Below are 25118 nucleotides of genomic sequence, written 5' to 3' on the forward strand. Positions count from 1 at the left end.
CTATTTAGTCTTCTAAATAAAGCATGATGGTCTGGATCTCAAAAGGCTGAAAATGGATTGTGATGCTTCGGGCATCCAGCGGCTCGACCGACAGTTCAGCGACGGTTTCTTCCAAAAGATTCGTTAAAACCGCTTTTTTGATTCTTTTCTGGCAGCGCATTTGACAGGCGGTGGTTTGATTGTGATATTCATACAACCGCACGATCAGTGCCTCTTCATCTTCGGCTTTTTTCACCGTATCCAGTAAGACATTCTTTTGGTCGACTGCTAGAAAAGCATCCCCTGATAGTTGTGACACCCTTGGAACCGTCAGAACGGGAACATTTAATGCCAATGCTTCTTCCATCGTTTGCGCTTCTTGCCAAGTTCCTTCGTGGGCGTACAAGGAATAGGTAAACTCATGAAGGCCTTGATCCGCTTCAGGATACGGATCGATCGGCGATTTGATCAAAGAAAGCCCGATTTTTTGATAATCCGTATTGAACCCATATTTCGAATCCGTCAAAATACTAACCCCATAATTCCCTTCTGAGAGATCTACCCATTTTTGTCCACAGCTCTCAAAACGTGCTTGGTCCCATGTCGTGTTTTGATGCACAGGCCGTTTTACCTGCCCGAATTGAATATCAAACGTTGCTTCCAATGTGTTAACATCAATCGGCATCAATGCCTTTAACAGCAGTTGATGCTGGTGCCAATCAACCGCTGTTTCAAAATTGATTCTTCCCGTGCCATGGTAAAAATGCAGCCATTGCGTAATAAAAGAATCTTCAAACTGACGTTTGATCTTCAAGGTATCGCGAATCTCCCCTTGCTCAACAACCTCAGCTGAGAGAACTTGCTTCACAGGATAAGGCTTCTTCTGGTAATAAATATCAATGTCCCACGCATCATAATCCATTGGCAGATCTTCGTAAGCCACTAACTGATTCAACCGCTCGCCTTTTGGCACGATTTCTCGCTGCTGCCGTTTGTCAAATAAAGAGATGATGTCAAAGTGTTTGTCAAAAATCACTTTAAAGTCAGCCGTTTCAAACGATTCCTCTAGTCGTATCGCTACTTGCTTTGATTGAGGCACAGCTGAGATAGGAGTCAATTTTTTGCTACTCAATCCAGCCATGGCGGGAATTTTGACTAAGAGCCGGTCATCATAGGTCCGCTGAGTCAGGTAAGCTTCTTTGATCCCTGTCTGATCGTCTAAATAGACCAGACCCGTCCGCTCTTGTCCCAGCGGATTAAAGACATGCCATGACGTAGCTTCGGCTGCTTGCGCCGCTGGAATCAAAGCTTCGATCAGCTTGCAGCCTTTATCAAAGAGCTGTTGATATTCTTGATCCGTCTGATCATAAACTTCTTTGATCGAGCTTCCCGGCAGAATGTCATGGAATTGATTAAATAGCAGCTGTTTCCAAAGTTGTTCTAATTCAGCTTGCGGATAACGATTGATTGCACAAATACTATAAAGTTTTTCAATCGTCTGTAAGAAAAATTCTCCTTGGCGATTGGCCTTCTTGTTTTTGCCAATCGAAGTCAGTGTTCCACGATGGTATTCAAAGTACAATTCGCCGTACCAGACCGGGCCAGGTTTTTCCTTAAAAGAATCTGCCAGTCGATCAAAAAAGCCCCCCACATGATTGCCAGTAATCGTCGGCATATCTGGCAGTGTCTTTTGCAGCCGTTTCTGGACTTCTAGCATCTCTTTCGTCGGGCCTCCGCCACCGTCACCGTACCCATAGGCAATCAAAATTTCGTCGTGCTGATCTTTTTGCTGATAACGTTCAAAACTGCCTTTGATCGTGTAAGGATCTAGCAATCCATTATACGTCGTATAATAATCTCTTGGACTGTATCCTTCACTGATGGTGGTAATAAAATGCGTCAAAACGCGGCTGCCATCAATTCCTTGCCAATAGAAGGAATCATAAGGAATTTGATTGAACTGGTTCCATGACAGCTTCGTCGTCATAAAGTAGGGCGTATTTGTTTTGCGTAAAATTTGCGGCAAGGCGGCTGAATAACCAAAGACATCCGGTAGCCATAAGATGCGGCTATCGACTTGAAATTCCTCTTTCATAAACCGTTTGCCATAAAGGATCTGACGAACCAGCGATTCCCCTGAAGTCAAATTGCAATCGGCTTCCACCCACATCGCCCCGTCAACTTCCCATCTTCCTTCTCGAACTTTTTCTTTGATTGCAGCGTAAAGTTCAGGATAATGTGTTTTCATGGAGAGATACAGTTGTGGTTGGCTTTGAAAAAACGTGTAATCTGGATACTCCTCCATCAATTTCAAGACCGTCTGGAAACTGCGCTCACCTTTTTCAATTGCTTGCTGTGCCGTCCAAAGCCACGCCAGATCGATGTGGGTATGGCCGACAGCCGTCACTTTTTGTTTTGGTGTATGCGCTGGTAAGTAACATGACGCAAGCAGTTGCTTGGCTTTTGCGAGACTTTCATAGAATGCCGCTGAGTAGGGCGTACGAAAATCCAAGACATTGGCGACTTGACCAAGAACTTGTTGATAAAATGCTTCGTCACCGCCAAACGCACGAATGGCACGCCAACTATCAAACAGCGTATAAAAATCAAACCAGAGTTCATTGACGACAGGATCCAATGCCAATAAGTTGATATGCAGTGGGAATGGTTTATCGGAACGGCCCGAGAACAGATCAATCTTCAGTTTGACTGCTTTTTGTTGATATCCTTCAGCCAAAGTGACCTCTCGATGATTGACATCGATAGCTTGGACATAGGTATCGTCCAAATAAATTTTGATTTGGGTATTGGTGGTGTTGTCCCACTCTGAGAGACTTGAATAGACTTGTAAAACACAAGGTTTCCCTACCCAGTCAGCGGGAACTTGAAAGCTGCCTTTCAACTGGTAATAGGTGTTTTTTTCTCCGAAATAACTCCCTTGTTCATACGGTACCCAATCCTCTTGCTTAAAAAAAAGCAGGTCTATTGGCTGTTGATAGCGTACACGGTACTGTTTTAATTTGTAGAAAATTTTTCGGATGCGTTCAAACTCGTAAGGCTGCATAACTCTCATTTTTCTTTTGACTCCTCTATCTATTTTTTGAAAAAAAACGGGTGGAGATTGATTGTCTCGACCCGTTTCCCTTATCGTATGATATTAGTTTGCTTTCCAGCGGTCATAGGCCGTTTGATAGACTTCGACATATTCGTCAATGCCCATTGCTTCGATCGTTTTCACATAATCGTCCCAATTGTCTAATGGCTCGACACCTGTGATAAACTTAGCTTCCATTTGTTCTACATAAGTTGTCAAATCAGTGGCAGTGGCTGCTACTTTGTCATTTTCTTCAATCGTTAAATACAGTAGCGGAAATGGTACTTCAGCGATGTCTTCCATCTTTTCTGCCGTTTCTTGTGCAACCCAATCACTAAAACGAGTATCTGGTTCTTCATCAGCCGTTTTGCGAATATGGTATTCACCTGTTGTATCAATGACAATGTTTGGTGTAGTCAATCCATATGCCGGCGTGATTTTGCCGCGTTCGTCTTCCGTGTTGTCTGTATCAATGCCATCCACATAAACCCGGACTTTTTCGCCATCCGCATTTTCTTGGTACTCCCAAAGAACACCTTCTGGCCCTTGTTCAATATATTTTGTGCCTTCTTCCGAATAGAAGTAATCCACCCAACGCATGGAACCTTCTGGGGAAGGATTGACATTGGTCAATGCAAAAGTTCCCCGAGAGATTCGTGGACTGCCAGGAATCTTGGCTTCTGGTGCCCATTCAGAGGTCAACGGTTGGAACATCGGATCGTTCATCGCCTCTGCCTCACTGCGACCAGTAGTAAAGAAGCTGAAATAGTCGGCAAAAAGCCCTAGTTGATTGTTTTCACCCTTCGCTTTTTTCTGCTCATCTGACTGTCCATAAACTTCTTTATCCAGCAAGCCTTCATCGTAAAGTGTATTCATGTATTCCAAGAATGCTTTGTAGTTTTCTGATGTCGGTGTGTAGGAGACCACATCATCGTCCACTTGAATCCCGCGAGTCCGTAAGCCAAAGGCGGCCATCAACCAAACACGTGTCGAGTTCATATCGACATCCGTCAATGGAATCTCGTCTGCTTGACCATTTCCGTTAGGATCTTCGTCTTTGAAACGCGTCAACAATTCTTGCAGTTCCTCTGTGGTTTTCGGCAGTTCTGATACGCCTAAATTATCTAGCCACGTGCCGTTGTACCACATCGGGCCTTGCCACCAGATTGAAGTCGCATTCCGAGAGATCATTGGTAAGGAGTAAATGTGCCCATCTGGCGTGGTGATCGATTTCAAGATTGAGGGATCTTCTTGCGTCAGTGCATAAAGATTTGGCATGATTTCTGGCGTGATATACTCCTCTAAGGGAAGTAAAATCCCTTGTGAACCGTAATCGATCTCCATCGAAGCCGTCAGTGCTTGCGAACCAGCACCGTAAACGATATCCGGCAAGTCGCCGGAAGCAAAGGCTAAGTTCAGTTTCGTACTAAAGTCAGCCGATGGCGGTGTCGTATAAGTCAGTTTGATACCGGTTTTTTCTTGGTAATCCTGTAGCGTCGGCATGTCTTCCCACTCGGCCATTCCCACACCTGGTGCCATGATATTCAAGGTCAGCTCTTCGCCTTCTTTGATGATTGGAAATTGGCTGTCATGATTGATAGCAACCTCTTTTTTTTCTCCAGTTCCCTCATCTGAAGAATTGCCGCAGGCACCCAAGACGAGGGTACTGCATAAAGCGACACCCGCCATTCCTAAAAGTTTCTTTTTTAATCCCATTTTCTTCCTCCTTTGATTTTTTTATCCTTTAATTGAACCGACCATCATGCCCTTGACAAAATACTTTTGTAAGAACGGATAGACGATGATTACCGGTAACGAAGAAACGATCATGACACCGTACTTGATGACTTGAGCGAGTTGCTGTTTGCTATATAGCATATTCGCCATTTCTGAAGTCACATTGCTGACGGTATTTGAAGACATATCTTGAAGAATCAAAATTTCTCTTAAAATCATCTGCAGCGGGTACATCGATCGATCAGAAAGATAGATCAATGCGTTAAAGAAGCTGTTCCAATGTCCGACGCCATAGAACAAAGCCATTACCGCAATGATCGGCGTTGATAATGGTAAAACGATCTGCATGAATAGACGAAAATCGGAACAACCATCCACAATCGCTGCTTCTTCCATCTCTCGCGGAATTGTGGATTGAAAAAACGTTCGTGTGACAACCACATTGTAAACCGAGACGGCCCCTGGAATCACCAGTGCCCAAACGGTATTCAGCATACCTAAGCTGCGAATCAGCAAATAGCTGGGAATCAAGCCACCAGACAGGAACATGGTAACCAGCATAAAATTGGTGAAGGCTCGTCGCCCATAAAAATCTTCTCGCGATAACGCATAGGCACAAGGCAAGGTTACCAAGAGATTGATCGATGTTCCTAACACTGTATAGTAGATCGTGTTCAAATAGCCACGCCAGATACTGCTGTTGCCCAATAATGTTCGATAGCCTTCGAAGGTGATTCCTTTTGGTAAAAGCCACATTTCACCTGAGTTTACCAGATGCGGATTTGAGATCGAAGCACTGACGATATAGATCAGCGGATATAAAACGATCAGCAATGAAATTGCTAAAAACACATAAACAAAGATCAAAAAGATTTTATCAGCACGGGTATCTTTTATTAAAGAAGTTGTTTTCACTTTTGGTCCTCCCTCCTACAATAGACTAGAATTGCTTAAACGTTTGGCAATATGATTGACTACGATCAACAATACGGAATTGATCAATGAGTTAAATAGGCCGACTGCCGCAGCAAAACTGTACTGCGCATCTAACAGCCCTTGCTGGTAAACAAAGGTCGCAATCACATTCGAGGATTGCATGTTCAAAGGATTCTGCATCAAGATGATTTTTTCAAACCCAACTGACATCAAGCTGCCGAAGCTCATTATCAATAAGATCACCATCGTGGGCATGATCGTTGGAATATTGATATACCAAACGCGTTGCAGACGAGAAGCGCCATCGATCGTTGCCGCTTCGTGCAGTTGCGTATCGACTCCAGATAGAGCTGCCAGATAAATCACAGACCCCCATCCCGTTCCTTGCCAAACTCCGGACAGGACATAAATCGTTTTAAACCAACGGGGATTAGTCATAAAGCTGATCCGCTCGAAACCCAAAAATTCTAATAGGTGATTGATGATCCCTGTTGAAGGAGATAAGAAAGCAATGACCATACCAACCATGACCACCACAGCAATAAAGTTTGGGGCATAGGTGACTGTTTGGGTAATCTTTTTAAACGGGCCGTCTTTGATCTCATTCAAAGCCAATGCCAGGATGATCGGCAGCGGAAAACCGACAACCAATGAATAGATACTGATTCCTAAAGTATTTTTGATGAGTTCCCAAAAATAATAGGAATCGAAGAAACGTTGAAAATGTTTAAATCCAACCCAAGGACTGCCCAAAATCCCTAATGAAGGCATATAATCCTTGAATGCAATAATGATTCCATACATCGGTCCATAAGAGAAAATCAAAATAATCAAAAATGCTGGCAACACAAACAAGTACAATTGCCGATTTTTCTTGATTTTCATTTTTATATCCTGTTTCTTTGTTTTAGGTACTGAAACGGTTTGTCTGATTGGCGCTGTTTCCATTCTTCCTCCTCCTTGCTTGGTGTTAGCCTTATCATGAATTGTATTCGCTTTCAAATCAATGTGTATTTTTTTCCCTATGTGTCGAAACGCGAATCCCAACTGCCCCAACGTTCGGCTGACTGATATCCGACCATAAGAGGTACGGTTCGGTAGCGTTTTTATAGACTGGTAACGCTTTTTTAGTGGCTAGATCAATTAGCTCGTCTTCTTCAGTTGCGCCAATCTCTGTTAAAGGAATCTGTTCGAAAGCGCCTGCAGCGATACTGCGAAATGCAAAATGAGCCTTGCCCTCTTTTTGATAGGTCAAATGCCATTCATTTGGCCAAGCTATTGGGTTCGCCCGCGTTTCATAGATGCCTTCACCATATAGCGCCAACCAATTGCCGATTTCTTCTAAGCGTTGGGTCTCTTCGAATGTAAATTCGCCATCAGGTGTTGGGCCGACACCTAAAATCAAATTTCCCCCTTTGCTGACTACCTCAATCAAGGTTTCCAGCAGTTCTTGGCTGCTCTTGAAGGTATCATTTGGCACATATCCCCAATCATTCCCAATCGGGATATTGCTTTCCCAAACTTTTTTAGGAATTTCTGCTAATGCAGGAATTTTGCGTTCTGGTGTCACATAGTTTTCATGACGGCCACCCATCATTCGATCAACGATGATCAATTCCGGCTGTTTCTCACGTGCAATCTCAGCTAAACGATCCATTTGTAGGTCTTCTTTTCCTTGCCCGCACCAACCGGCATCTAGCCAAAGAAAATCGACTTTTCCGTAATTGGAAGTAATCTCTACAATCTGACGATGCACAAATGACACATAGCGCGCCCAGATTTCTGGGTGAAGGTGGGTGTCATAGCTGGCATGACGGCCTTTGACGGTATCATCATCCAACCAGTAAAAAGGAGAATACCAGTCAGCTTTAGAATAGTAGGCTCCTGTTGCAATCCCTGCTTCTTGAAACGCCGTAAACACTTCTTGTAAAATGTCGCGTTTAAAGGGACTTAATTTCCCGCCGATTTTAAACTCTGACTCCATTGTGTTGAACATCGAAAACCCATCATGATGCTTTGTTGTGAATAAACAGTACTTAAATCCCGCCTTCTTACAGATCTTGGCCCATTTACGGGTATCCAGCTTCTTCGGCTCAAATTGATTAATCAACTGCCAATAATCCAAACGCAGTGCTTCGATAGTTTCTCGATAGGGCTGGTTTTCTCTAGCCCATTCATCTTTTTCAGATAATTGCCATGATTCAACGATCCCCGCTTCGGCATACAGCCCATAATGGAAGATCACTCCGAATTTCAAGTCTTGAAACCATTCCAGACGCTGCTTGAGCATTTCTGTTTCTGGGACCCACGCTGCTTGCTCTCTCTCCTTGGCTTCTTCAATATCACCGCGAATTTTTGTCATGCATTTGCACTCCTTTCTTTGTTCTAAATGTAAGCGAAAAAAAGTCCATCTAACAATATGTAACTTTTTTCACTGTGTTAAACCAAGCAAGAGCGTTTGTAAAATTTGTAATGAAGAAAGCTTCCTTCCATAAAAACGTTAGGAGAAATAAAGCGGATCAAATATATTTGCTGTGTTTTTCCTGTATGGGATGTGTGATTTTTTCATCCATGCCCATTATCCATGGATCAATGGTACGATAAGGACAACAATTAAAGCGGATACAAAATGGTAATCCGTAAGAAAGTGAGGATTTTATGAAACAATCCAATGGTCTTTATCATGTTTCCTATCAAGTCGGTGAATGGCTCCTCCATTGCCTAAAATTGCAGTTTCTTTGGTTTTATTGGGTATTTCGATATGGGATATTTTTAGGCATTTTCCCTGCCACCGCTACGATTATCCAAGCTTTTTTCAACAGTTTCCAAAAAAAGGAACGCCCAGCGGCTTTGAAGCCTTGGTTCAGAACTGTCGTGAAAAAAAATTTCCGTCGCGCCAATCAATTAGGAGCCATGCAAGCGGGTTTGCTGCTTTTCTTATGGCTAGAATTGCGCATCTCTAGTACCTTTATCCAAAATAGCTTGATTCACTTTTTTTTGCTGCTGTTGTTTATCAGTGCCCTTTTGATCAGCTTGTATCTGCTGCCAGTGTATTTGCGTTATGACTTGCCCCTTCTTCACTATTTTAAGCAAGCAGTAATACTGATGGTTATCAGTATTCCCCAAACGATTGCGATGATTTTGGGAATCTTAGTAACTACAATCATTTTGACTTTTTTACCGATTTTATTAGTCATCGGCTTTGTTCCTTTTTTCCTTTTTCCAAATAGTTGGTTCTCTTTTCAAGCGATCCAACGTTCAGAATCATTGCTGATAAAAGAAACTTAAGAAGGGACGTTCGTAATGAAAGACATTTTTATCCAAAGTAATGAAAATCTTGATGATTTTTTTAGTAACATACTACCGGAACTAGCGTTGCGAGAATCACCGCAAGGGCATCCATTACAGCTGATTCAACGGCCCGGTTCTCTGAAAATTTGCCACGGTCCGCTAGCAACAATCATTTACTATCAAGAAAAGGCCCATTTATTTCGGGCATTAACTTTATGGGTGCATGAAGACCGCCCAGTCTATGTCTTAGAAGAACAGCCGCATTTTGAAGCAATTGGACCAATGATCGATCTGTCCCGCAATGCAGTAATGACCGTTGAAAAACTGCAACGCTTTATTCTATTGACAAGCAAGATGGGGCTTAATCGTCTCACGCTTTATATGGAAGACACTTATGAAATTCCAGAGTATCCTTATTTTGGTCATTTACGAGGCCGTTATACACAAGGTGAGTTAAAGAAGCTTGATAGCTACGCGCAAGCTATAGGTGTAACTTTGATTCCGGCGATTCAAACATTGGCACACTTAACGAATCCCTTAAAATGGGGATTTGCTAAAAACATTCGGGACACGGAAGATATTTTACTGGTGGGAGAAGAAGAAACATATACCTTTTTGGAAGCAGCGATCTGTTCGATCCGTTCGTGTTTTTCGACGGATCAGCTACACATTGGCATGGATGAAGCACACCAATTGGGGAAAGGAAGATATTTGGTATTGCACGGTTTAAAAGACCGTTTCTCGATTATGGCCGAACATCTGCAGCGGGTAGCTGCGCTTTGTCAAAAAGTGGGTTTTAAGCCGATGATGTGGAGCGATATGTTTTTTAGGATCGGTGCACCTACTGGTGATTATTACGATCCAGACGTGTGTTTTCCCACAGAATTGTTTGCTGACCTTCCTGCTGTCAAAATGGTTTACTGGGATTATTACCACCATGATCATGCCTCTTATCAGCGAATGTTTGCGAAACATCGGGAATTAAAACAGCCGATCGCCTTTGCTGGAGGTATCTGGACTTGGAACGGTTTGGCGCCGAACTATGGCAAGAGTTTCGCCACCATGCGTCATGCCTTGCAAGCCGCCAAAGAAAACGATGTTCAGGAAGTTTATGCCACACTTTGGGGCGACGACGGAGCCGAAACACCGCTGATTGCTGCGCTATTAGGTTTGCAATATTTCAGTGAAGCGCAGTTTGGAAACGACCTTTCGTTAGAGAAATTAAATGAAAAATTCCAGCTCTTTCACGAGTCAGTTAGTAGCGATTTCTTGCTGCTTGATCGTTTTGATCAAACTGCAGGTGTACCAGAAAACAATCCTCACGGAGAAAACCCCAGCAAGCTACTGCTCTACCAAGACTTGCTGTATGGTTTGTATCAGGAAAACTTAACCGATCTTTCTTTAGCATCCCACTATCAAACATTGGCTCAAGAGTTGGCAGCTGTGAAATCAACACGGGACACACAAACGATGTTTGCCTTTTATCAGCAGCTGGCTGATGTTTTGGCACAAAAAGCTTGTATTACCGACCAAATCACCAGTGCCTATAAAAGCAAGGACTTCACGGAATTGCGCCAAGCAGTCGATGAGCTCAGTGTCTATAAATCCGCCTTGCAATCCCTTTATGAAGCCCATCGTAAAGTCTGGTTTGACTGGAATCGACCTTTCGGTTTTGAGAGTATCGATCTGCGCTACGGCGCCTTGCTGATGCGCTGCGACACGACACTCTGGCGGCTTACTGCCTTCTTGGACGGGGAGCTCGATACTTTGGAAGAATTGACTCAACCGTCCTTACCAATGGTAACCCCTTTCAGCGGCAGCACTTCTGTGGGTCGCAATTTATTTCATGGAATCTATAGTGCGGGGAAAATTTCTAATGTTTAAAAGAAGGAGTGAGAACTTATGAAAACATCCTTGCTGCGCCGAACCGTCATCGTGAGTCTGCTAGCTATTGTTAGCCTATTCTTTCTCTATTTTCTAACAACCGATTCTTCTGCTCCAGTTCATGCCCAACCTTCAGAAAAACTGGAGATGACAGGTAATATTACAAATCAAGCAGCGGCGGAGGCTTGTTTGGCAGTGCTGAAAGAAAATTTACAAGCAGCCTCTGACCAAGATGCGACAGCTTATGCCGCCACGCTCGTGGCAGCGGCGCGAGCAGAGACGAGCCAAGAATTGGCTGATTTTTTTGCAGAAGAACAGCTGCAGCACACGCTGCTTTCTTTTGAAGTCGTTAAACAAGAGACAGGATCCATGCTGGTCGCGGCGCAGCAGAAAACGATCAGCCCAAAAGATTCTTCCTACCGTGATCACATCACAGAGGCTTACCATACTTTCGTTAAGGAAGCAGATGGCTGGAAAATTCAAGAAACAGTCATGACGAATACAGAATTTCTTTAAGTGAGTGAAAAAGGAGTGATTTTTAATGAGAACGTATAAGAATTGGCCTGCCAACTACCCTGATCCAAACTGGTTCCTCCATGATCGGTTTGGCTTATTCATCCATTTCGGCCTATTCAGTATTGGCGCTCGACACGAATGGTTTATGACGACAGAAAAAATTGAACCCACCACCTATCGCGAGAACTATTTTTCTCAGTTTGATCCTGATCTTTTCAACGCGGAGGAATGGGCTCAAACCGCAAAGAAGGCCGGTTTTCAATACATGGTCTTCACGACGAAACATCATGAAGGCTTTGCCCTTTGGGACACCGCGCTCAGCGACTACAAAGTAACCAACACCCCATTCAAGCGAGACCTCTTAGCAGAACTGCTGCCGGCATTTCGCAAGGTAGGCATTAAGGTCGGACTGTATCATTCGCTGATCGATTGGTATCATCCAGATTTCACGCTCGACGGCCTGCATCCGCAACGAGAGACTATTCAAGCCCGTCAAGCCAATGACCAGCGGGACATGCGCCGTTATCAAGATTTTTTGGCTGGTCAAGTCACCGAACTATTGACCAATTATGGAACCATCGATTATATGTGGTTTGATTTTCCTTATAGCCATCGAGATTGGGGCTGGTCAAAAGGCAAGGGTGCCGCCGATTGGGATAGTAAGCGGATCGAAGAAATTTGCCGAAGTCTACAGCCGGAGATGTTACTGAATGACCGTTTGGATTTGGGCCGAGGGATTACCACCCCTGAGCAATTCCAACCAGACAAACCATTAGAAGCGAATGGATTGCCTTTAATATGGGAAGCGTGCCAAACGATGTACGAAACGTGGGGCTATGATCGTGATGCTCAGCACTGGAAATCCAGTGAAATGATGACCAAAATGCTGATTGACACAGTAGCAAAAGATGGGAACTTTCTCTTAAATATCGGCCCGAATGCTCGTGGAGAAATCAACTTACCAACTCGTGGCCATTTAGAAGCCATCGGTTCATGGATGCATTATCATCAGCAAGCGATTATCGGCTGTGGTGCCAGCACTTTTCAACCGCCTATTGACAGTCGTTACACCCAAAACGGGAATAAACTTTACTTGCACCTCTTCTCCTACCCCTACAAATCCTTGCATCTTCCGGGACTTGCAGGATGCGTGAAGCATATCCGTTTCTTACATGATGGCTCCGAGTTGTTTTATCGAGGATTTGATCCCGAGGAAGTTCTCACGTCAACGGAAGCCATCATCAACAAAGAGGACCTTGTTCTCAGCTTACCCGTCTGCCCCCCAGATGTGTTGGTACCAGTGGTCGAAATCACTTTAAAAGAAATATAAGCGCCTATTGCACTGTACTAAATGAATATTTTATTGATACAAAAACATTGTCCTTACTTTCTTTACAAAAAAATGACTAGAAACTGATCGTTTCTAGTCATTTTTTATGGCTATTTTTTCAAAAACTCCCTAAATTCGCTTATACGAAAGTAGCGAGCTAGCTTGTTGAACAGGTGATGAGAACATGCAAACAAGCTGCGGGATTAATCCTTTTTTAAAGGTACTTACCACGGGAGGGTCAAAGTTCCTTAGACAAATAAAGAACAAGATCGTCATTGTTACAACAAGGCACATTCATCGCACAATTCTGATTATTGAACCAAACACCAGATCCATCTGGAATATAGCCTTGTTTTACATACAGTCTCTGGGCCGATCCATAACCATTGTGTAAACCTACCCCTAATGTCACCACGGCAGCTATTTCTCGTGCCTTTTCTTCGGCTGCTTTTAAAAGCTGACTGCCTACCCCTTGTTTTTGATAAGATTCAAAAACATTAAAATCCACAATTTCTGGGTACAAGCCTTTAAATGGTCCGTGCTTTGCTAGAGGGACCAATGTCAAATACCCGGCAGTTTTGTTGTTTATTTTGGCAAGCAAAATGTATCTCTCCCCCGCTTCTTGCTCGTTTAAATACTCCATCAAGAGCTGCTGGCGAGAAGGCCACCCTTGCTTTAAAAACATTTGATCCATTTCAAGGATATCTTTTTTCTTCAACGGTTGAATGTCTATGATCACTTATTGCTCCATTTCTCCCCTCACTCGGAGTTACGTTCATTTTATCAAAATACTATTGGCTTTTGTTTCACTTGTCGCTAAACTTATTCATCATAAAGAAAACAACAGGGATTGTCAGCGATGTGCCCTTTCACCCAATTCCTCTAACAATCAGCTAAATGTCGCTTCCCACCCATCATAAAGCTTTCGAAATGTCTCTTTTGGTCGATTTGGCTCATTATAAACTTTTTGGCTAATGGCCGTTTGGAGCCAAAAAATCGCTTGGATCACTTCACGACTAGTCTGAGCCTCAGGTACATCCGCCCAGACGGATAAAGCGATCGCCTGTGTTTGGGCAAGCTGTTCCTGTGCAACTGGTTGTCCATTGGCAAACGTCGTCAACTGGAATTCATTGCTGATTTTTTCGTAAGTTGGGTAGGTATACCCTGCCGCTTCTCCTAAGACATAATAGAAAAAATTATCATTGTGATTGATCATGGTATAGCCCTTTTCAAAAAAGACATCCGCCGACGCCATATTCTGGTTCCAACGGGTCCAATAGGAGATTTGACAATTCTCCGTCAACGTTGTCTGCTCTTGGCGATTCAAGCGGTAAAAACCATCATTCCAGACCCGCACAACAAAGCCGAGACTTTCAACAAAGGCCGCCAGCTCATTGACATAATCAATAAAGACTTCGATTCCGCTGGCTTTTTCCCCATAACGCTCGCGGGCAGCTTCGATCATTTGTGGAAAGTTTTCTAACTGGTCAAAATCAATAAACTCATCGGCCCCGATGTGAAAATAGGTGCTGTCTTCAAACAGTTGCGCATATTCTCGATAAACTTCCTGAATAAAGGCTACCGCTTCTGAATCCAAAATGTTCAGTGCTCGATCATCACGAGTGCCAGCTGCTGTCGGCAATTGCCATTGAGGTTTTTGTGCTAGGACTTGACGCAAATGACCAGGAGAATCAAAATCAGGGATAATGGCAATTTCATGGTTTTGAGCATACGCAATCAATTCACGAATTTCTTGCTTGGTCAAACATTCTTCCGAAACAATTTCTGGAAATTGCTGGGATTCAATCCGAAAGCCTTCGTTTTCCGAAAAATGAAGTTGCAGATGCGTGAATTGGAAGCAAGCCATGCTGCGGACGATTGCTTTCAAATCAGCAAGCGAATAAAATTTGCGCCCGATATCGATCATCAGACAGCGTTCTTTAAGCGCTGCTATATAGCTTTTCTGTGCTAATTGACCCGTCGCCTGATCTCGGCCATATTTGGTTAACGCGTAAAAGGCATGTTCTGGCGAGGACACACTGATTGTTTGGTTTTCAAATCGAAAATCAGCATCCAGCTGCGGATCGATCACTATTTTCGGTAACGGATCTTTCGCCGACTGCCAACCTATTTCCTCAAAAAAGACGGCTGCTCGTTGCTGAACTTTTGTCAAATCAACTTGTTTGTTCATCTCATTTTCCCCCATACTTTCAATAATTTCTCATTTTTTGGTTCATTTCACGGTATTGCCCTGGTGTCACACCCACTATTTTTCGGAACTTTCTCGTATAATTGGAAACATCATAATACCCATTGTTGCGAATAATTTCTTTGATTGGCAAATCTGTTTCAATCAGTTCCTCTTTGATTTTTTTCAGTCTTAGTTCTTGAATATATTTGGAGAAGGTTTTGCCGCTTTCTTTTTTTACAAAACGGCTGACATAAGAGACAGAAACACCAACCTCCTCTGCCACCGATTCCAAGGAGAGCTGTGAGGAATGGTAATTTTCTTGGATAAAACTGAAGATTTTCTCATTCATTTCCGACTCGTCATCCAGCGGCTGTTTCTGCACCTTCGTGCAAATCTGCTGGGCAATCGTTAACAAGGCAGACTGCAATTGATTCAAGCTGTTGAAATCAGCACTTTCAGAAGCGGTATGCAGTACTTCTGCCCCCACCAATTCACCGCCGACTTGCGCGATCGTATTCAACAAGTAGTAGCCATACATTTTTTGGACACGAGGCGAAGTCTGTTTACTCTCGCCTTCTTCGATCAACCGCTGGATCGTTTCACTGGCAATCTCAATATTTCCTTGATTCAAGGCTTGGATCAATTTTAATTTTTGATTATCTGGGTAATTGATTGGCAAATGATTGGTCTCTTTGGAAAGCTCCGCATAGTAGCTGATTTGCTTGCCTTGACTCCCTTGATTTTCCAGTGCTGCCAACCCTTCGATATAGGATTCATTGATGGCGGTTAGTTGATCGACCGTCATACCGACACCCATTGTGGGTGTTAGGGAGATCGCATGGGTAATTTTTTCCGCAATGGCATCCACAATTTCTTGTTGTTCTTTGCCATCAACAAACCCTACGGTCAAGGCTAACATTTCTTTGGATAAAATTTCCGTCGCATATGCCGTATAATCCGCCTCTTTGATTTCCTCGATATAATCGATCAGAAATTTTTTATCTCCTTGCTTGGCTTTGGAATCCACAGTTTTCGTATCGATGGCGATCACAAAGTAATTTGACTTAGGAAAGCAGACATGAACCGCTTCTAAAAGCAAAGCCAGTTCTTGCTCGGACCGAAAACGTCCGCTCATTAATTTGCGCAGCACTTGCTCTCTGGCATGAGGTGTTTGCAGGCGGACTTCCTGATGTAGTTCTTGGTGCTCAACCAAAAATGCCGCCAAGGTATTATGGACATCATCCATCGAATGAAGGGTCATTTTGGGGTCCCGATGAAACTCCTGAACCAGATTTTCGATTTTGCGAATTGGGCGATAACTACGTAACCCAAGCATCACGACTGCAGTGATACCCGTAAATAATATGGCGATAAATACTAGGACGAACTGCTCTTGTACACGGTTGACCGATGCCAGCGCTTGATTCGGATTAGCAACGGCTACCACTGAAATATTCAATTCATTATTGGCAATCGCTTGAACAAAATACGTTGATTGTTCAAACCGCATTCGTCCTGTTTGAATGCCTTTTTTCATGCGTTCGGGATGATTTAAAAAGCGCGCTAACTCATCATTGGTGGTACTGGCTAATAACTGGTACTCATCATTGATAATATAGGTGTTACTGATCCCATCGTTATTGCTGAAATCAAGAATTCTCTTCAAATTGTTCTCTTTGATTTCATAGATCGCTGAGCCATAGACAGTCATCTCTTCACTTTGAATGGGAACGATATAAAAGAAACGGGAATATCGCTGCTCCTCACCGGCGCCTTCTAATGTCAACAATGTAGGCGCTGAGGAATCCAATTGTGCGGCTAACTGTTCCTGGCCCATTTCATTTTTCGGCAGTACTTTTTTCAAAAATGTGTCAAAAGAGAATGATCCTACGGTTGAATACAAGGTTGCTGGGGACTCTTTATAATATAAATAGACTTCTTCGACTAAGTCGTTGGTGATTTTGTACGTTTGCATGGCCTCTCTTGCTTCTTTGGTCAAGTAAGGATGCTGCAAATATTTCAATGAGACAACATGATCATTGGTCATTTTTTGCGTCAGATAATTCAATTGAATAAACGTATTTTCTAAAGAATATTTCAACTGAATCAATTGATTTCTAGCGGTCAGCATCACTTGTTCATTGATACTTTTGACAGATGTATCATACCAAATCCATGACACGGCTAAAAAAGGCACTAAAAACACGATTAAATAAGAGCTGATGGCACGAATGATTCCCCTAAATAGTTTTTGACGATTCAGTTCCGTGTACTTTCCCATTTGCATCACCTATTCTCTGTTATTTCGAAAGCTCAAAAACGCTTTCATTTATCGGTACTTATTTAGGAGAAAAGAATGTATGATACTCTAATAAAATACGCTTTATTTTAATAAAAAACAATGCTTTTTTACAAGTCAGCTATCAGGCTTGTATTTTCTTAACCAGTTATAACAAGCGCCCAATAAATTAGATTCATTGCCGAAACGACAGGCACAAATGTTTGGCACGATAACAGTACTAGGAATCTGCTCAGCAATCATAGCTAATCGTGCGTTTACATGTGGGATCAAGAAACGGCTCGCACTGATTCCACCGCCAATCAAGATGATTTCCGGATCAATCATATATTGCAGGCTATAGCAAGCCGCCGCCAGTTTATCGACAAAATCAGCTACTACTGGCAGACATCGCGGATCTTGTTCTTGAACCAGTGTATCAATACGCTGACCATTGATTGTTGGGTCTCCGATACGTTTTGCTGTTTTCTCTACTAATGTTCTGGTTGACCCTGCGATGCTCCAAAGTTCCCAATCCTTCCTTTCGGTCGGAAAAAGCAGATAACCAAACTCTCCTGCTAGTAAGTGTTTGCCGCGAATCAATTGATGATCGATCATCAAGCCACCGCCAACGGATGTACCTAGGACAATTGTCGCAAAGGACGCACAATTTTGAGCGTGACCCAACCATTTTTCTGCCAATAACGCACAGTTGCCATCATTTTCGGCAGCCACTGGACATTGGTATGTACTGCGCAAATGCTTAACCAGTCTTTTACCAAATCCTTCATATAAAGGTGATGTCATCCCGATTTCTTGGCTTCGGGGATCAACCAGTCCCGTTGAGCTAATAGCGATGCCATCAAATGCTGCTGCATAGAATGCATCGATCTGTCGACATATACGTTGCGTGACTGTGGAATATTCCTTGTTCATAGGAAATTGAGTCAATTGTCTGCGTTCCCCTTGACTATTCACTAACCCACATTTAATAGCAGTACCGCCAATATCAATTGCTAAAATCCACATTTTCTTGACCTCACAAGGTTTTCTTTTGTCTTGCATTCAGTATACGCAACCAATGTTTTCAGCGACCATATGTATTTCTTGCAACAATATGTCAAATCCGTCCAAGCCATAAAAAAGCCCGCAACGAAAGATATCTTGCATTTAGAAAGAATATACATTGTACATACAGAGATAGCTTCTCTGCTTATTTTTTTAGCACTTGAAAGACCTGGTTTAACGTTCAGCTTCACAAAAATGTTCATCATGCAAAGCTAAAAAATAGAACTATTAGATACAATGTCTGAGAATTTTATAAACAAAGGAATCAGCTACTCCCGTTTTTTCTATTAAGATAAGCTACAAACAAAAAAACCGTCACGCATAAGACATCCTCTCATGCGTGATCGGCATTCTACTTACTCATTGAATTTTAGGAATAGATCAAACAATTTTAAGAACTTAGTTGCAGACTCTTGGTGTCACAACAAAAAATCTATTCGCAGTAAACTAATTTTGTTCTGTTCTTACACTCTGGTCACTTATTGCTCATTTGATTCATAAAACCTCAATAAAGCGCTTGTGCTCGTTCAATACAATTCCTGCTCCAAATAATCCACCAACGGAACCAAGTATTTTTTATCCGTCCAATCGCAATCTTGTCCATTGGCTTCCATGAGTACCTTCGTCTGTGGGTCATAGGTGTGTGGCTCTTTTTTAGCGGCCGCTTTTCTTAACATTTTCACTAAGGTTCGATCGAAAAAGTTCATTTTGCTTTCCTGCCATTGTCCTCTTCCGTAAAAAAAGGGGATGTCCTTTAGCGGACCCGTGAGATTCTGTTCTCTGAGTTTTTTCACTACCACTTTTTCAGGAACAGAAGCTCCCGCACAAAAGATGAGTATCTCTTTGCCTTTTAGCTGATTGCTATTCTTTTTTAAAAAGGACAGTCCAGCAATACCCGAAGCATAGATTCCCCCACAGAAGATAATTGTGTCATAATCCATTACTTCAGCTATTTTGGCTTTTGGGGTTTCTAGGCAGGGAAAACCTGTTGCTTCTTGAAGCCAGTGGACATACTTTTTGACAGCGCCGTATTTCGATTGATAAACAATAATGCCATTTTTCATGAGGAATTCCTCCCTGCAGTTAGGACTGCGACCTACTTTTTGTGCCATCTATTGCCTGTTTCAAAAACATCTCGTAAGCTTCTTCCTGTTGTGCATAGATTTCACCTAGTGGAATACCTGGTGTCGTTACTGCGAAAATCGTGCCGATTCCGATCGTGTAAATGAGCATATGCAAGTGCAGCTGTTTGGCGGTTTCTATGCTGATGTTCAAATCGGCGGCAATCCTTTTTGCTACTTGAGGATTCGTCTCCAACTGATACAGCTCTTCTAATGACGAAACATTCGCTCTTTTTTGTAAGACAAAAATTCTCAAAATTTGGGGTTCTTCTTTCGCCAATTGCAAATACGCGTGTCCGGTACTGCGAAACAGATCCTGGGGGTCGCTATGGGCTTCTAGATACGCTTGTAAAAATTGCCGTGCTTTCTGCTCTACTTCTGTCCGCAGTCCTTCCATATTGGTGCAATAACTATAAATGGGCTGGACTGAACAGCCTAACCTTTCCGCAATATTTTTGACAATCACTTGCTCCATACCGCCTTTTCGAGCAATCTCAAAAGCGGCATCAACCACCATTTCCTTTGTTATTCGTTGTTTTGGCATCCAAGACCCTCCTTAAGCACAAGTCACATTATATAAACGATTTATATAACTCGATTATATTCTTTTGTTCCTGCGAAGTCAATCGGGTCCAAGACACTACTCCCTCACTCTTTCTATTGAATAAAGAGCTGTCGGTTTCTCCCAAATCATCGTTCATAGGTTGTAAATCTTGCATTACTTCCCAGTGATTGCTGGCTCTTTTATCCGCACAAAAAAGGTACAGCCCACAGAAAAAGGCTGTACCGTTGATAATACGTATGGACTCTTTTGCACTCGAAGCTGCTAAACTTCTGGGGTGTCCTCTGGTGGTGCTTCGAGGATTGGTTCTTCCTCTTCATACAAGGAGGAAACCCGCGTATACCATTCAAACACATGGGTAATGATCACCTTGGCAGCCGCATAGACAGGAATCCCTAAAATGACCCCAACAAGACCAAACAATTTTCCTGAAGTCAAGAGGACTAACAGGATCGTGACAGGATGGATCGATAACTCGTTTCCTAGAACTAATGGCGAAATCAAGCGTCCTTCAATGGTTTGCTCAATAACAAAAACGATCAAAACTTGGATCAGTAACACTGGTCCGCCGACGATTCCTAAAAAGACCGCAGGGATCATGGCCAAAAAGGAGCCTAAATAAGGGATCAAATTTAGAAATCCCGCTGCAATCCCCAGTGTGATGGCATAATCTAAGCCAATAATACTAAAGCCGATCATAAACATCACTGCGACCGCAAACGCCACTGTCAGCTGTCCCCGAATATAGGAGGATACCTGGTCATTCATTTCTTTTAAAACGATCAGTGACGGCTGGCGCATTTTGGTTGGTAAAAATTTGACAAAATAAGGGGCTAGTTTGCGGCCATCTTTCAGTAGGTAGAACAAAATAAACGGCATGGTAATGACCGCTAAAACGATCGTCGCAACGGCCCCGAAGAAACTACCTAGATTTTGAATCGTACTGCGGGAAAGATTTTGGACGATATCCGTCAGAGAAGAAATCAACTTCTCATTGGAAGCTTCGATCTGATCTTGGACTTGCGAGAAGATTGGATCAGACAAGATTTCATTCACCTTATTCTCAATAATCGTCAAATACCCCGGCAGATTATCCGCAAAACTCATGGATTGCTCTTGAATCTTAGGAATGATGACCACCACCCCCCAGACAATCAGACCAACCACCAAAACAAAAAGACCAAAAATACTGTAAATTCGTTTGATTCCTTTGCGCTCCAAATAGTCAACAGTAGGATTCATCAAGTAATACAAGATCCCAGCCAAAATGATTGGCAATCCGACGATGGCTAAAAATTGCCAGACAGGCTCAAACAAATATGAAACTTTCGTGAAGAGCAGCAAAATTAAGAGAATCAATAAAATGACCAGCAAGCTGGTCACTGCTTGATTGTTTAAAAACCATTTCCAAAACCAGGAATGCGGCTTTTTCTGCGTTTCTTTCATGACATTCTTTGCCTCCTAGTTGTACGCCACTTGCATGCCGACTTCGAGGTTCGGCAAAACAGTTGGCGTTAAATAAATCGCACTTGAAAGCGGTTCTTCAGCCGGCACTTCGTCAAAGACAAAGGTCACATGCTGGATCGTTTGCAGGATTTGGTTAGCCACCGTTCCTACATATTGGACTTGATAGGTCTGATCACCAAAAGTAATCTGATCCTCTTTCTTTACGACTAACGCTTGCGAATCAGGAATCGTTTGGATGACTGAATATTCTCGCAATGTATCGGTCGCTTCTTCCCCAAAGAAGATGATCATTCTTTCTTGCGAATCGATCGCTTGTGGACCAATTTCTTTGATCGTCCCTTTTTTCATATGACAAACTCCCCTTTCTATCTTCTCGTTTATTATAACATAAAGAGTTTTTCTACCCGCCCAAAACCGCATTCTATGGTAGAATTAAAGAGGAATGAAACTATTAGGAGGTTTTTTTATGTTGCAAACGATTTATTTAGGTACGTACACTCGTCGCGAAAGTAAGGGGATCTATTCGATCGCTTTAGATACGGAAAAAGGAACACTGACCGATTTGACCTTATGTGCGGAAGAAAAAAGTCCGACTTATCTTGCCCGCAGTAAAAAAGAAGCAGTTTACAGCGTCACAGAAGTAGCTGGCAACGGCGGCGCCGCTGCTTATACCCCAGACTTTACCTTGCTGAATACCGCAACGGAAGAAGGCGCACCCCTTTGCTATGTAGCAGTTGATGAAACCCGTCAGCTTTTATATGGTGCCAACTACCACAAAGGTGAAGTGAATGTTTATAAAATTCTAGAAGATGGCAGCATCGAAGCAACGGACAGCATCTACCATGATGAACCCGTCGGCTCTCATGAAAACCAAGACAAACCTCATGTCCATTATACTGACTTAACACCAGACCAACGTTTAGCAGTTTGTGACCTTGGAACGGACCGGGTCTATACTTATGATATTTCAGAAGATGGCAAACTGACAGAAGTAGCTGTCTATGTGGCAGAAGACGGAACTGGTCCTCGTCACTTAGTCTTCCATCCAAATAACCAATACGCTTACTTAGTGGGCGAATTAGACAGCTCATTGACTGTTTTACGCTACAATCAAGCAGATGGCAGTTTTGAGAAAATCCAAAAGGTGCCAACGATCCCTGCGGACTTTACGGATTTCAACAGTGGCGCTGCGGTACGGATCTCGAACGATGGACGTTTTGTTTACAGCTCAAATCGCGGCCATAATTCAATCGCTGTTTTTGAAGTAACCGATGAAGGCGCTGGCCTGGCTTTTGTTCAATCAATCTCAACAGAAGGCGACTTCCCTCGCGATTTCGATTTGGACCCGACAAACGATTATCTGGTTTGTGCCAACCAAAATTCTGATAACCTAACGTTATACAAACGCGATGAAGCCACTGGCAAATTGACTGTCTTAGAAAAAGACATCTACGCACCAGAATGTGTCTGCGTCTTATTCAAAAAATAAAGTTTTGGAGGATTCCCCCATGTTTGATAAAACACCAAAGGAACTCGTGCTCAAAGATTTTTCTAATATCTACAATAAATGTCAATCAACCTTTGAACTAGTGACGAGCCGCAAATACAATGAATCATTGGTCCTATTAACGACTGCGGAAACGTATGCGATCGCTGAAAAAGCCTATATTCGCTGCGATACTGCCAAAGAGCTGCAAACAGCGGAAGTCATTGCTTTCTTTGATGCTTTTGAGATCTATTATTTTGAATTAAAACAAGTCCTTTTTCATGATGACGATGATTTTGTTTCTTTAAAAAATCGTTTAGAAAAAATGAAAGACACTTACGAAGCATTGACAGCCTCATTTCATTTGTTATGATGAAATCAAATCAAAAGTGAAAAAGGTGACGTTATGAACCAAGAACAAGTGTTGGATCGTTTACGAGAAGAATTGGCCATGCCATTTTTCGAAGCAAAACTAGAAGACAAAGACTATTCCGAAGAAGACTATCAACAAGTCAAAGCGGATTTGGTAAAATACTTTGATGACTATGTACGTAATGTAGAAAATTAAGAAACAGCCTGCGATGATTCATTCATCGCAGGCTGTTTTGCTATTATAACGTCACTAGAAAGTTTTGATTCGTCGTAGCTTCGATCTGAGGATGCTGTTTCAAATAGTCAGCAATCAGTTCCGTCATATCGACTTGAATCTCACGAACGATTTTTTCGGCAGAAAACATGGCGTAGTTGCCACCGCCCACGGCACGGTATTGGTTGATGACGATCTCTAATTCTTGGTCCATCGCAATGGCTTTTTCTTCAAAGTCCAAACGGGTGATTCGTTGACCAACGGGTTGACTAAGATCGATCGTATACTCGATGCCTTCATACATATCGTAGTTATAATATTGCGGTTTTGGTTCAATAAAAGCAGGATTGAAAACGATCTGATCGTCAACAACGGCTAAATAATCCGCCGTTTGTTCTAAAGCAGCTTTTAATTCGGCACCTGTTATTTTGACTACAGCTAACGTATTTGGGTAAATATAATTGGTAATCACATCCCGCATCGTGATGGTTGCACCAAAGCCTTTGCCTTCATTGTTGAAAAGAGCAGTGCCAGAAATTTTGGCGCCACTGGCAGCCATCTGAACACGATTGATGAATTCAATATAAGGATGCTCTTTCAAGCGTGCCCCCATCGGATCGGTGATTCGCATATCCCCACTGACTTTGCCTAACGGCTGATCTAGCCATGTTTGTAACTCTTCTTCGATGGGTGCTAACAAAGCCAATGTCTCTTGATCTGGGACAGCATCCGCAACAGGGATCAACGCAGCCGTACTGTTTGTGACATGAACCCCTGTCTGATTTTTTTCAACCGTCAATTCGATGGCGCCGATAAAGCTTCCACGATAACCGGGCTGCACAACAGGGACACCATTGATTTTTGTGGCAATCTCACGATGTTGGTGTCCTGTGAAGAAGGCATCGATTCCTGAAACTTCCTGCAGTAATTGATAGCCCTCATTTTCGCCAGTCAATAATTCGGTCGGTTCCCCAGTTACTAAATCACGCTCGAAGCCGCCATGGTAGCTGATGACAACGATATCGGCTTGTTCTCGTAAGTAAGGTACATAGTTTTTCGCTGTCTCAACGATGCTGACAAACTGCATCCCGCGAATCGTCGCAGGTTGTTCCCAATGAGGAATATAGGGCGTCACCATTCCTAAAATCGCGATCTTTACCCCTTCTTTTTCAATGATGGTGTAAGCTTGCCCAAAGAATGGTTCCCCCGCTTCATTTAAAATATTCGCTGCCAGTACTGGTGTTTGGTAGCTGGCGATCGCTTCTTGCAAATAAGGCAGACCGTAGTTGAACTCATGATTGCCTAAGACATGAACATCAACGTCTAGGTGGTTGACGACAGCGGTCAATGCGGCAACGGAGTGCTGGCTTTTGGCGATGTAATAGCTTAAGGGCGAGCCTTGGATAAAGTCGCCATTTTCGATCGTTACGACCGGTCCGGTGGCTGCTTGACGTAGCTCTTTCATTTTGGTAGCAACTTTTGCCACGCCGAATCCTTGTTCCGTGTCATCGGCAAAATTGGTTGGATAGACATAGCCATGCATATCGCTCGTTTCTAAAAACGTGATTTTCATTCAAAAGACTCCTTTTCCC

At 42.9% G+C, this 25118-nt stretch carries 21 protein-coding genes; 7 read left to right on the forward strand and 14 right to left on the reverse strand.

What is annotated here, in order from left to right; translation table 11 throughout:
• Window positions 1-4: 4 nt before the first annotated feature.
• From IGI92_RS14035 to IGI92_RS14055, 5 genes are all read right to left on the reverse strand, one after another.
• Entirely contained in the window at window positions 5-3052 is a 3048-nt protein-coding gene (locus IGI92_RS14035) for an alpha-mannosidase (RefSeq protein ID WP_301387855.1), read from the reverse strand.
• An 84-nt stretch (window positions 3053-3136) separates the two neighbouring features.
• On the reverse strand, window positions 3137-4789 hold the full coding sequence (locus tag IGI92_RS14040; protein ID WP_005233773.1) for an extracellular solute-binding protein: 1653 nt from the start codon (window positions 4787-4789) through the stop codon (window positions 3137-3139).
• Window positions 4790-4810: 21 nt separating this feature from the next.
• Complete coding sequence (locus tag IGI92_RS14045) at window positions 4811-5725, reverse strand: carbohydrate ABC transporter permease (RefSeq protein WP_008379474.1); 915 nt, start codon at window positions 5723-5725, stop codon at window positions 4811-4813.
• Between the two features lie 15 nt (window positions 5726-5740).
• On the reverse strand, window positions 5741-6694 hold the full coding sequence (locus IGI92_RS14050) for an ABC transporter permease (protein ID WP_008379472.1): 954 nt from the start codon (window positions 6692-6694) through the stop codon (window positions 5741-5743).
• 55 nt (window positions 6695-6749) lie between these two features.
• A complete protein-coding gene (locus tag IGI92_RS14055; RefSeq protein WP_005233770.1) occupies window positions 6750-8108 on the reverse strand; it encodes an alpha-L-fucosidase in 1359 nt (452 codons plus the stop codon).
• Window positions 8109-8404: 296 nt separating this feature from the next.
• Here IGI92_RS14055 and IGI92_RS14060 point away from each other — a divergent pair, with 296 nt between their 5' ends.
• The 4 genes from IGI92_RS14060 to IGI92_RS14075 are packed head-to-tail and all read left to right on the forward strand — an operon-like array spanning window position 8405 to window position 12767.
• The gene (locus IGI92_RS14060; RefSeq protein ID WP_005233769.1) at window positions 8405-9034 is read left to right on the forward strand and encodes a YesL family protein; all 630 of its coding nucleotides are present in this window, start codon (window positions 8405-8407) and stop codon (window positions 9032-9034) included.
• Between the two features lie 15 nt (window positions 9035-9049).
• Entirely contained in the window at window positions 9050-10921 is a 1872-nt protein-coding gene (locus IGI92_RS14065; RefSeq protein WP_301387851.1) for a beta-N-acetylhexosaminidase, read from the forward strand.
• 18 nt (window positions 10922-10939) lie between these two features.
• The gene (locus IGI92_RS14070) at window positions 10940-11437 is read left to right on the forward strand and encodes a hypothetical protein (RefSeq protein WP_301387849.1); all 498 of its coding nucleotides are present in this window, start codon (window positions 10940-10942) and stop codon (window positions 11435-11437) included.
• Window positions 11438-11462: 25 nt separating this feature from the next.
• Window positions 11463-12767 carry an alpha-L-fucosidase gene (locus IGI92_RS14075; RefSeq protein ID WP_016612908.1) on the forward strand — a complete coding sequence of 435 codons (1305 nt, stop codon included), beginning with the start codon at window positions 11463-11465 and terminating at the stop codon, window positions 12765-12767.
• A gap of 238 nt (window positions 12768-13005) precedes the next feature.
• On the opposite strand, the gene IGI92_RS14080 is transcribed toward IGI92_RS14075, so the two are convergent.
• The 8 genes from IGI92_RS14080 to IGI92_RS14115 all read right to left on the reverse strand — a co-directional run bounded on the left by IGI92_RS14080 (window position 13006) and on the right by IGI92_RS14115 (window position 21802).
• A complete protein-coding gene (locus IGI92_RS14080) occupies window positions 13006-13506 on the reverse strand; it encodes a GNAT family N-acetyltransferase (protein ID WP_005233764.1) in 501 nt (166 codons plus the stop codon).
• A gap of 150 nt (window positions 13507-13656) precedes the next feature.
• Entirely contained in the window at window positions 13657-14958 is a 1302-nt protein-coding gene (locus IGI92_RS14085; protein ID WP_142437379.1) for a family 20 glycosylhydrolase, read from the reverse strand.
• Window positions 14959-14977: 19 nt separating this feature from the next.
• Window positions 14978-17245 carry a helix-turn-helix domain-containing protein gene (locus IGI92_RS14090; protein ID WP_306425327.1) on the reverse strand — a complete coding sequence of 756 codons (2268 nt, stop codon included), beginning with the start codon at window positions 17243-17245 and terminating at the stop codon, window positions 14978-14980.
• 129 nt (window positions 17246-17374) lie between these two features.
• Window positions 17375-18301, reverse strand: coding sequence for an ROK family protein (locus tag IGI92_RS14095; protein WP_101699360.1), 927 nt, complete (start codon window positions 18299-18301; stop codon window positions 17375-17377).
• A gap of 530 nt (window positions 18302-18831) precedes the next feature.
• Window positions 18832-19368: a flavodoxin domain-containing protein gene (locus tag IGI92_RS14100; protein ID WP_008379457.1), complete on the reverse strand. Its 537-nt coding sequence runs from the start codon at window positions 19366-19368 to the stop codon at window positions 18832-18834.
• A 19-nt stretch (window positions 19369-19387) separates the two neighbouring features.
• Entirely contained in the window at window positions 19388-19969 is a 582-nt protein-coding gene (locus IGI92_RS14105; RefSeq protein WP_087664579.1) for a TetR/AcrR family transcriptional regulator, read from the reverse strand.
• A gap of 282 nt (window positions 19970-20251) precedes the next feature.
• Window positions 20252-21433: an AI-2E family transporter gene (locus IGI92_RS14110; protein WP_005233743.1), complete on the reverse strand. Its 1182-nt coding sequence runs from the start codon at window positions 21431-21433 to the stop codon at window positions 20252-20254.
• 15 nt (window positions 21434-21448) lie between these two features.
• The gene (locus IGI92_RS14115; protein WP_086298211.1) at window positions 21449-21802 is read right to left on the reverse strand and encodes a PTS glucitol/sorbitol transporter subunit IIA; all 354 of its coding nucleotides are present in this window, start codon (window positions 21800-21802) and stop codon (window positions 21449-21451) included.
• A gap of 118 nt (window positions 21803-21920) precedes the next feature.
• On the opposite strand from IGI92_RS14115, the gene IGI92_RS14120 reads away from it, so the two are divergent.
• The 3 genes from IGI92_RS14120 to IGI92_RS14130 are packed head-to-tail and all read left to right on the forward strand — an operon-like array spanning window position 21921 to window position 23508.
• Window positions 21921-22943, forward strand: coding sequence for a lactonase family protein (locus IGI92_RS14120; protein ID WP_008379454.1), 1023 nt, complete (start codon window positions 21921-21923; stop codon window positions 22941-22943).
• 19 nt (window positions 22944-22962) lie between these two features.
• Complete coding sequence (locus tag IGI92_RS14125) at window positions 22963-23313, forward strand: hypothetical protein (RefSeq protein ID WP_005233740.1); 351 nt, start codon at window positions 22963-22965, stop codon at window positions 23311-23313.
• Window positions 23314-23346: 33 nt separating this feature from the next.
• A complete protein-coding gene (locus tag IGI92_RS14130) occupies window positions 23347-23508 on the forward strand; it encodes a hypothetical protein (protein ID WP_005233739.1) in 162 nt (53 codons plus the stop codon).
• A gap of 43 nt (window positions 23509-23551) precedes the next feature.
• Here the strand turns inward: IGI92_RS14130 and IGI92_RS14135 are convergent, their stop codons facing one another.
• Entirely contained in the window at window positions 23552-25099 is a 1548-nt protein-coding gene (locus tag IGI92_RS14135) for a bifunctional metallophosphatase/5'-nucleotidase (protein WP_087664577.1), read from the reverse strand.
• Window positions 25100-25118: the final 19 nt, after the last annotated feature.

This window comes from Enterococcus sp. DIV2379, assembly GCF_050542965.1.
In the GTDB taxonomy this organism is placed as follows: Bacteria; Bacillota; Bacilli; order Lactobacillales; family Enterococcaceae; genus Enterococcus_D; species Enterococcus_D entomosocium.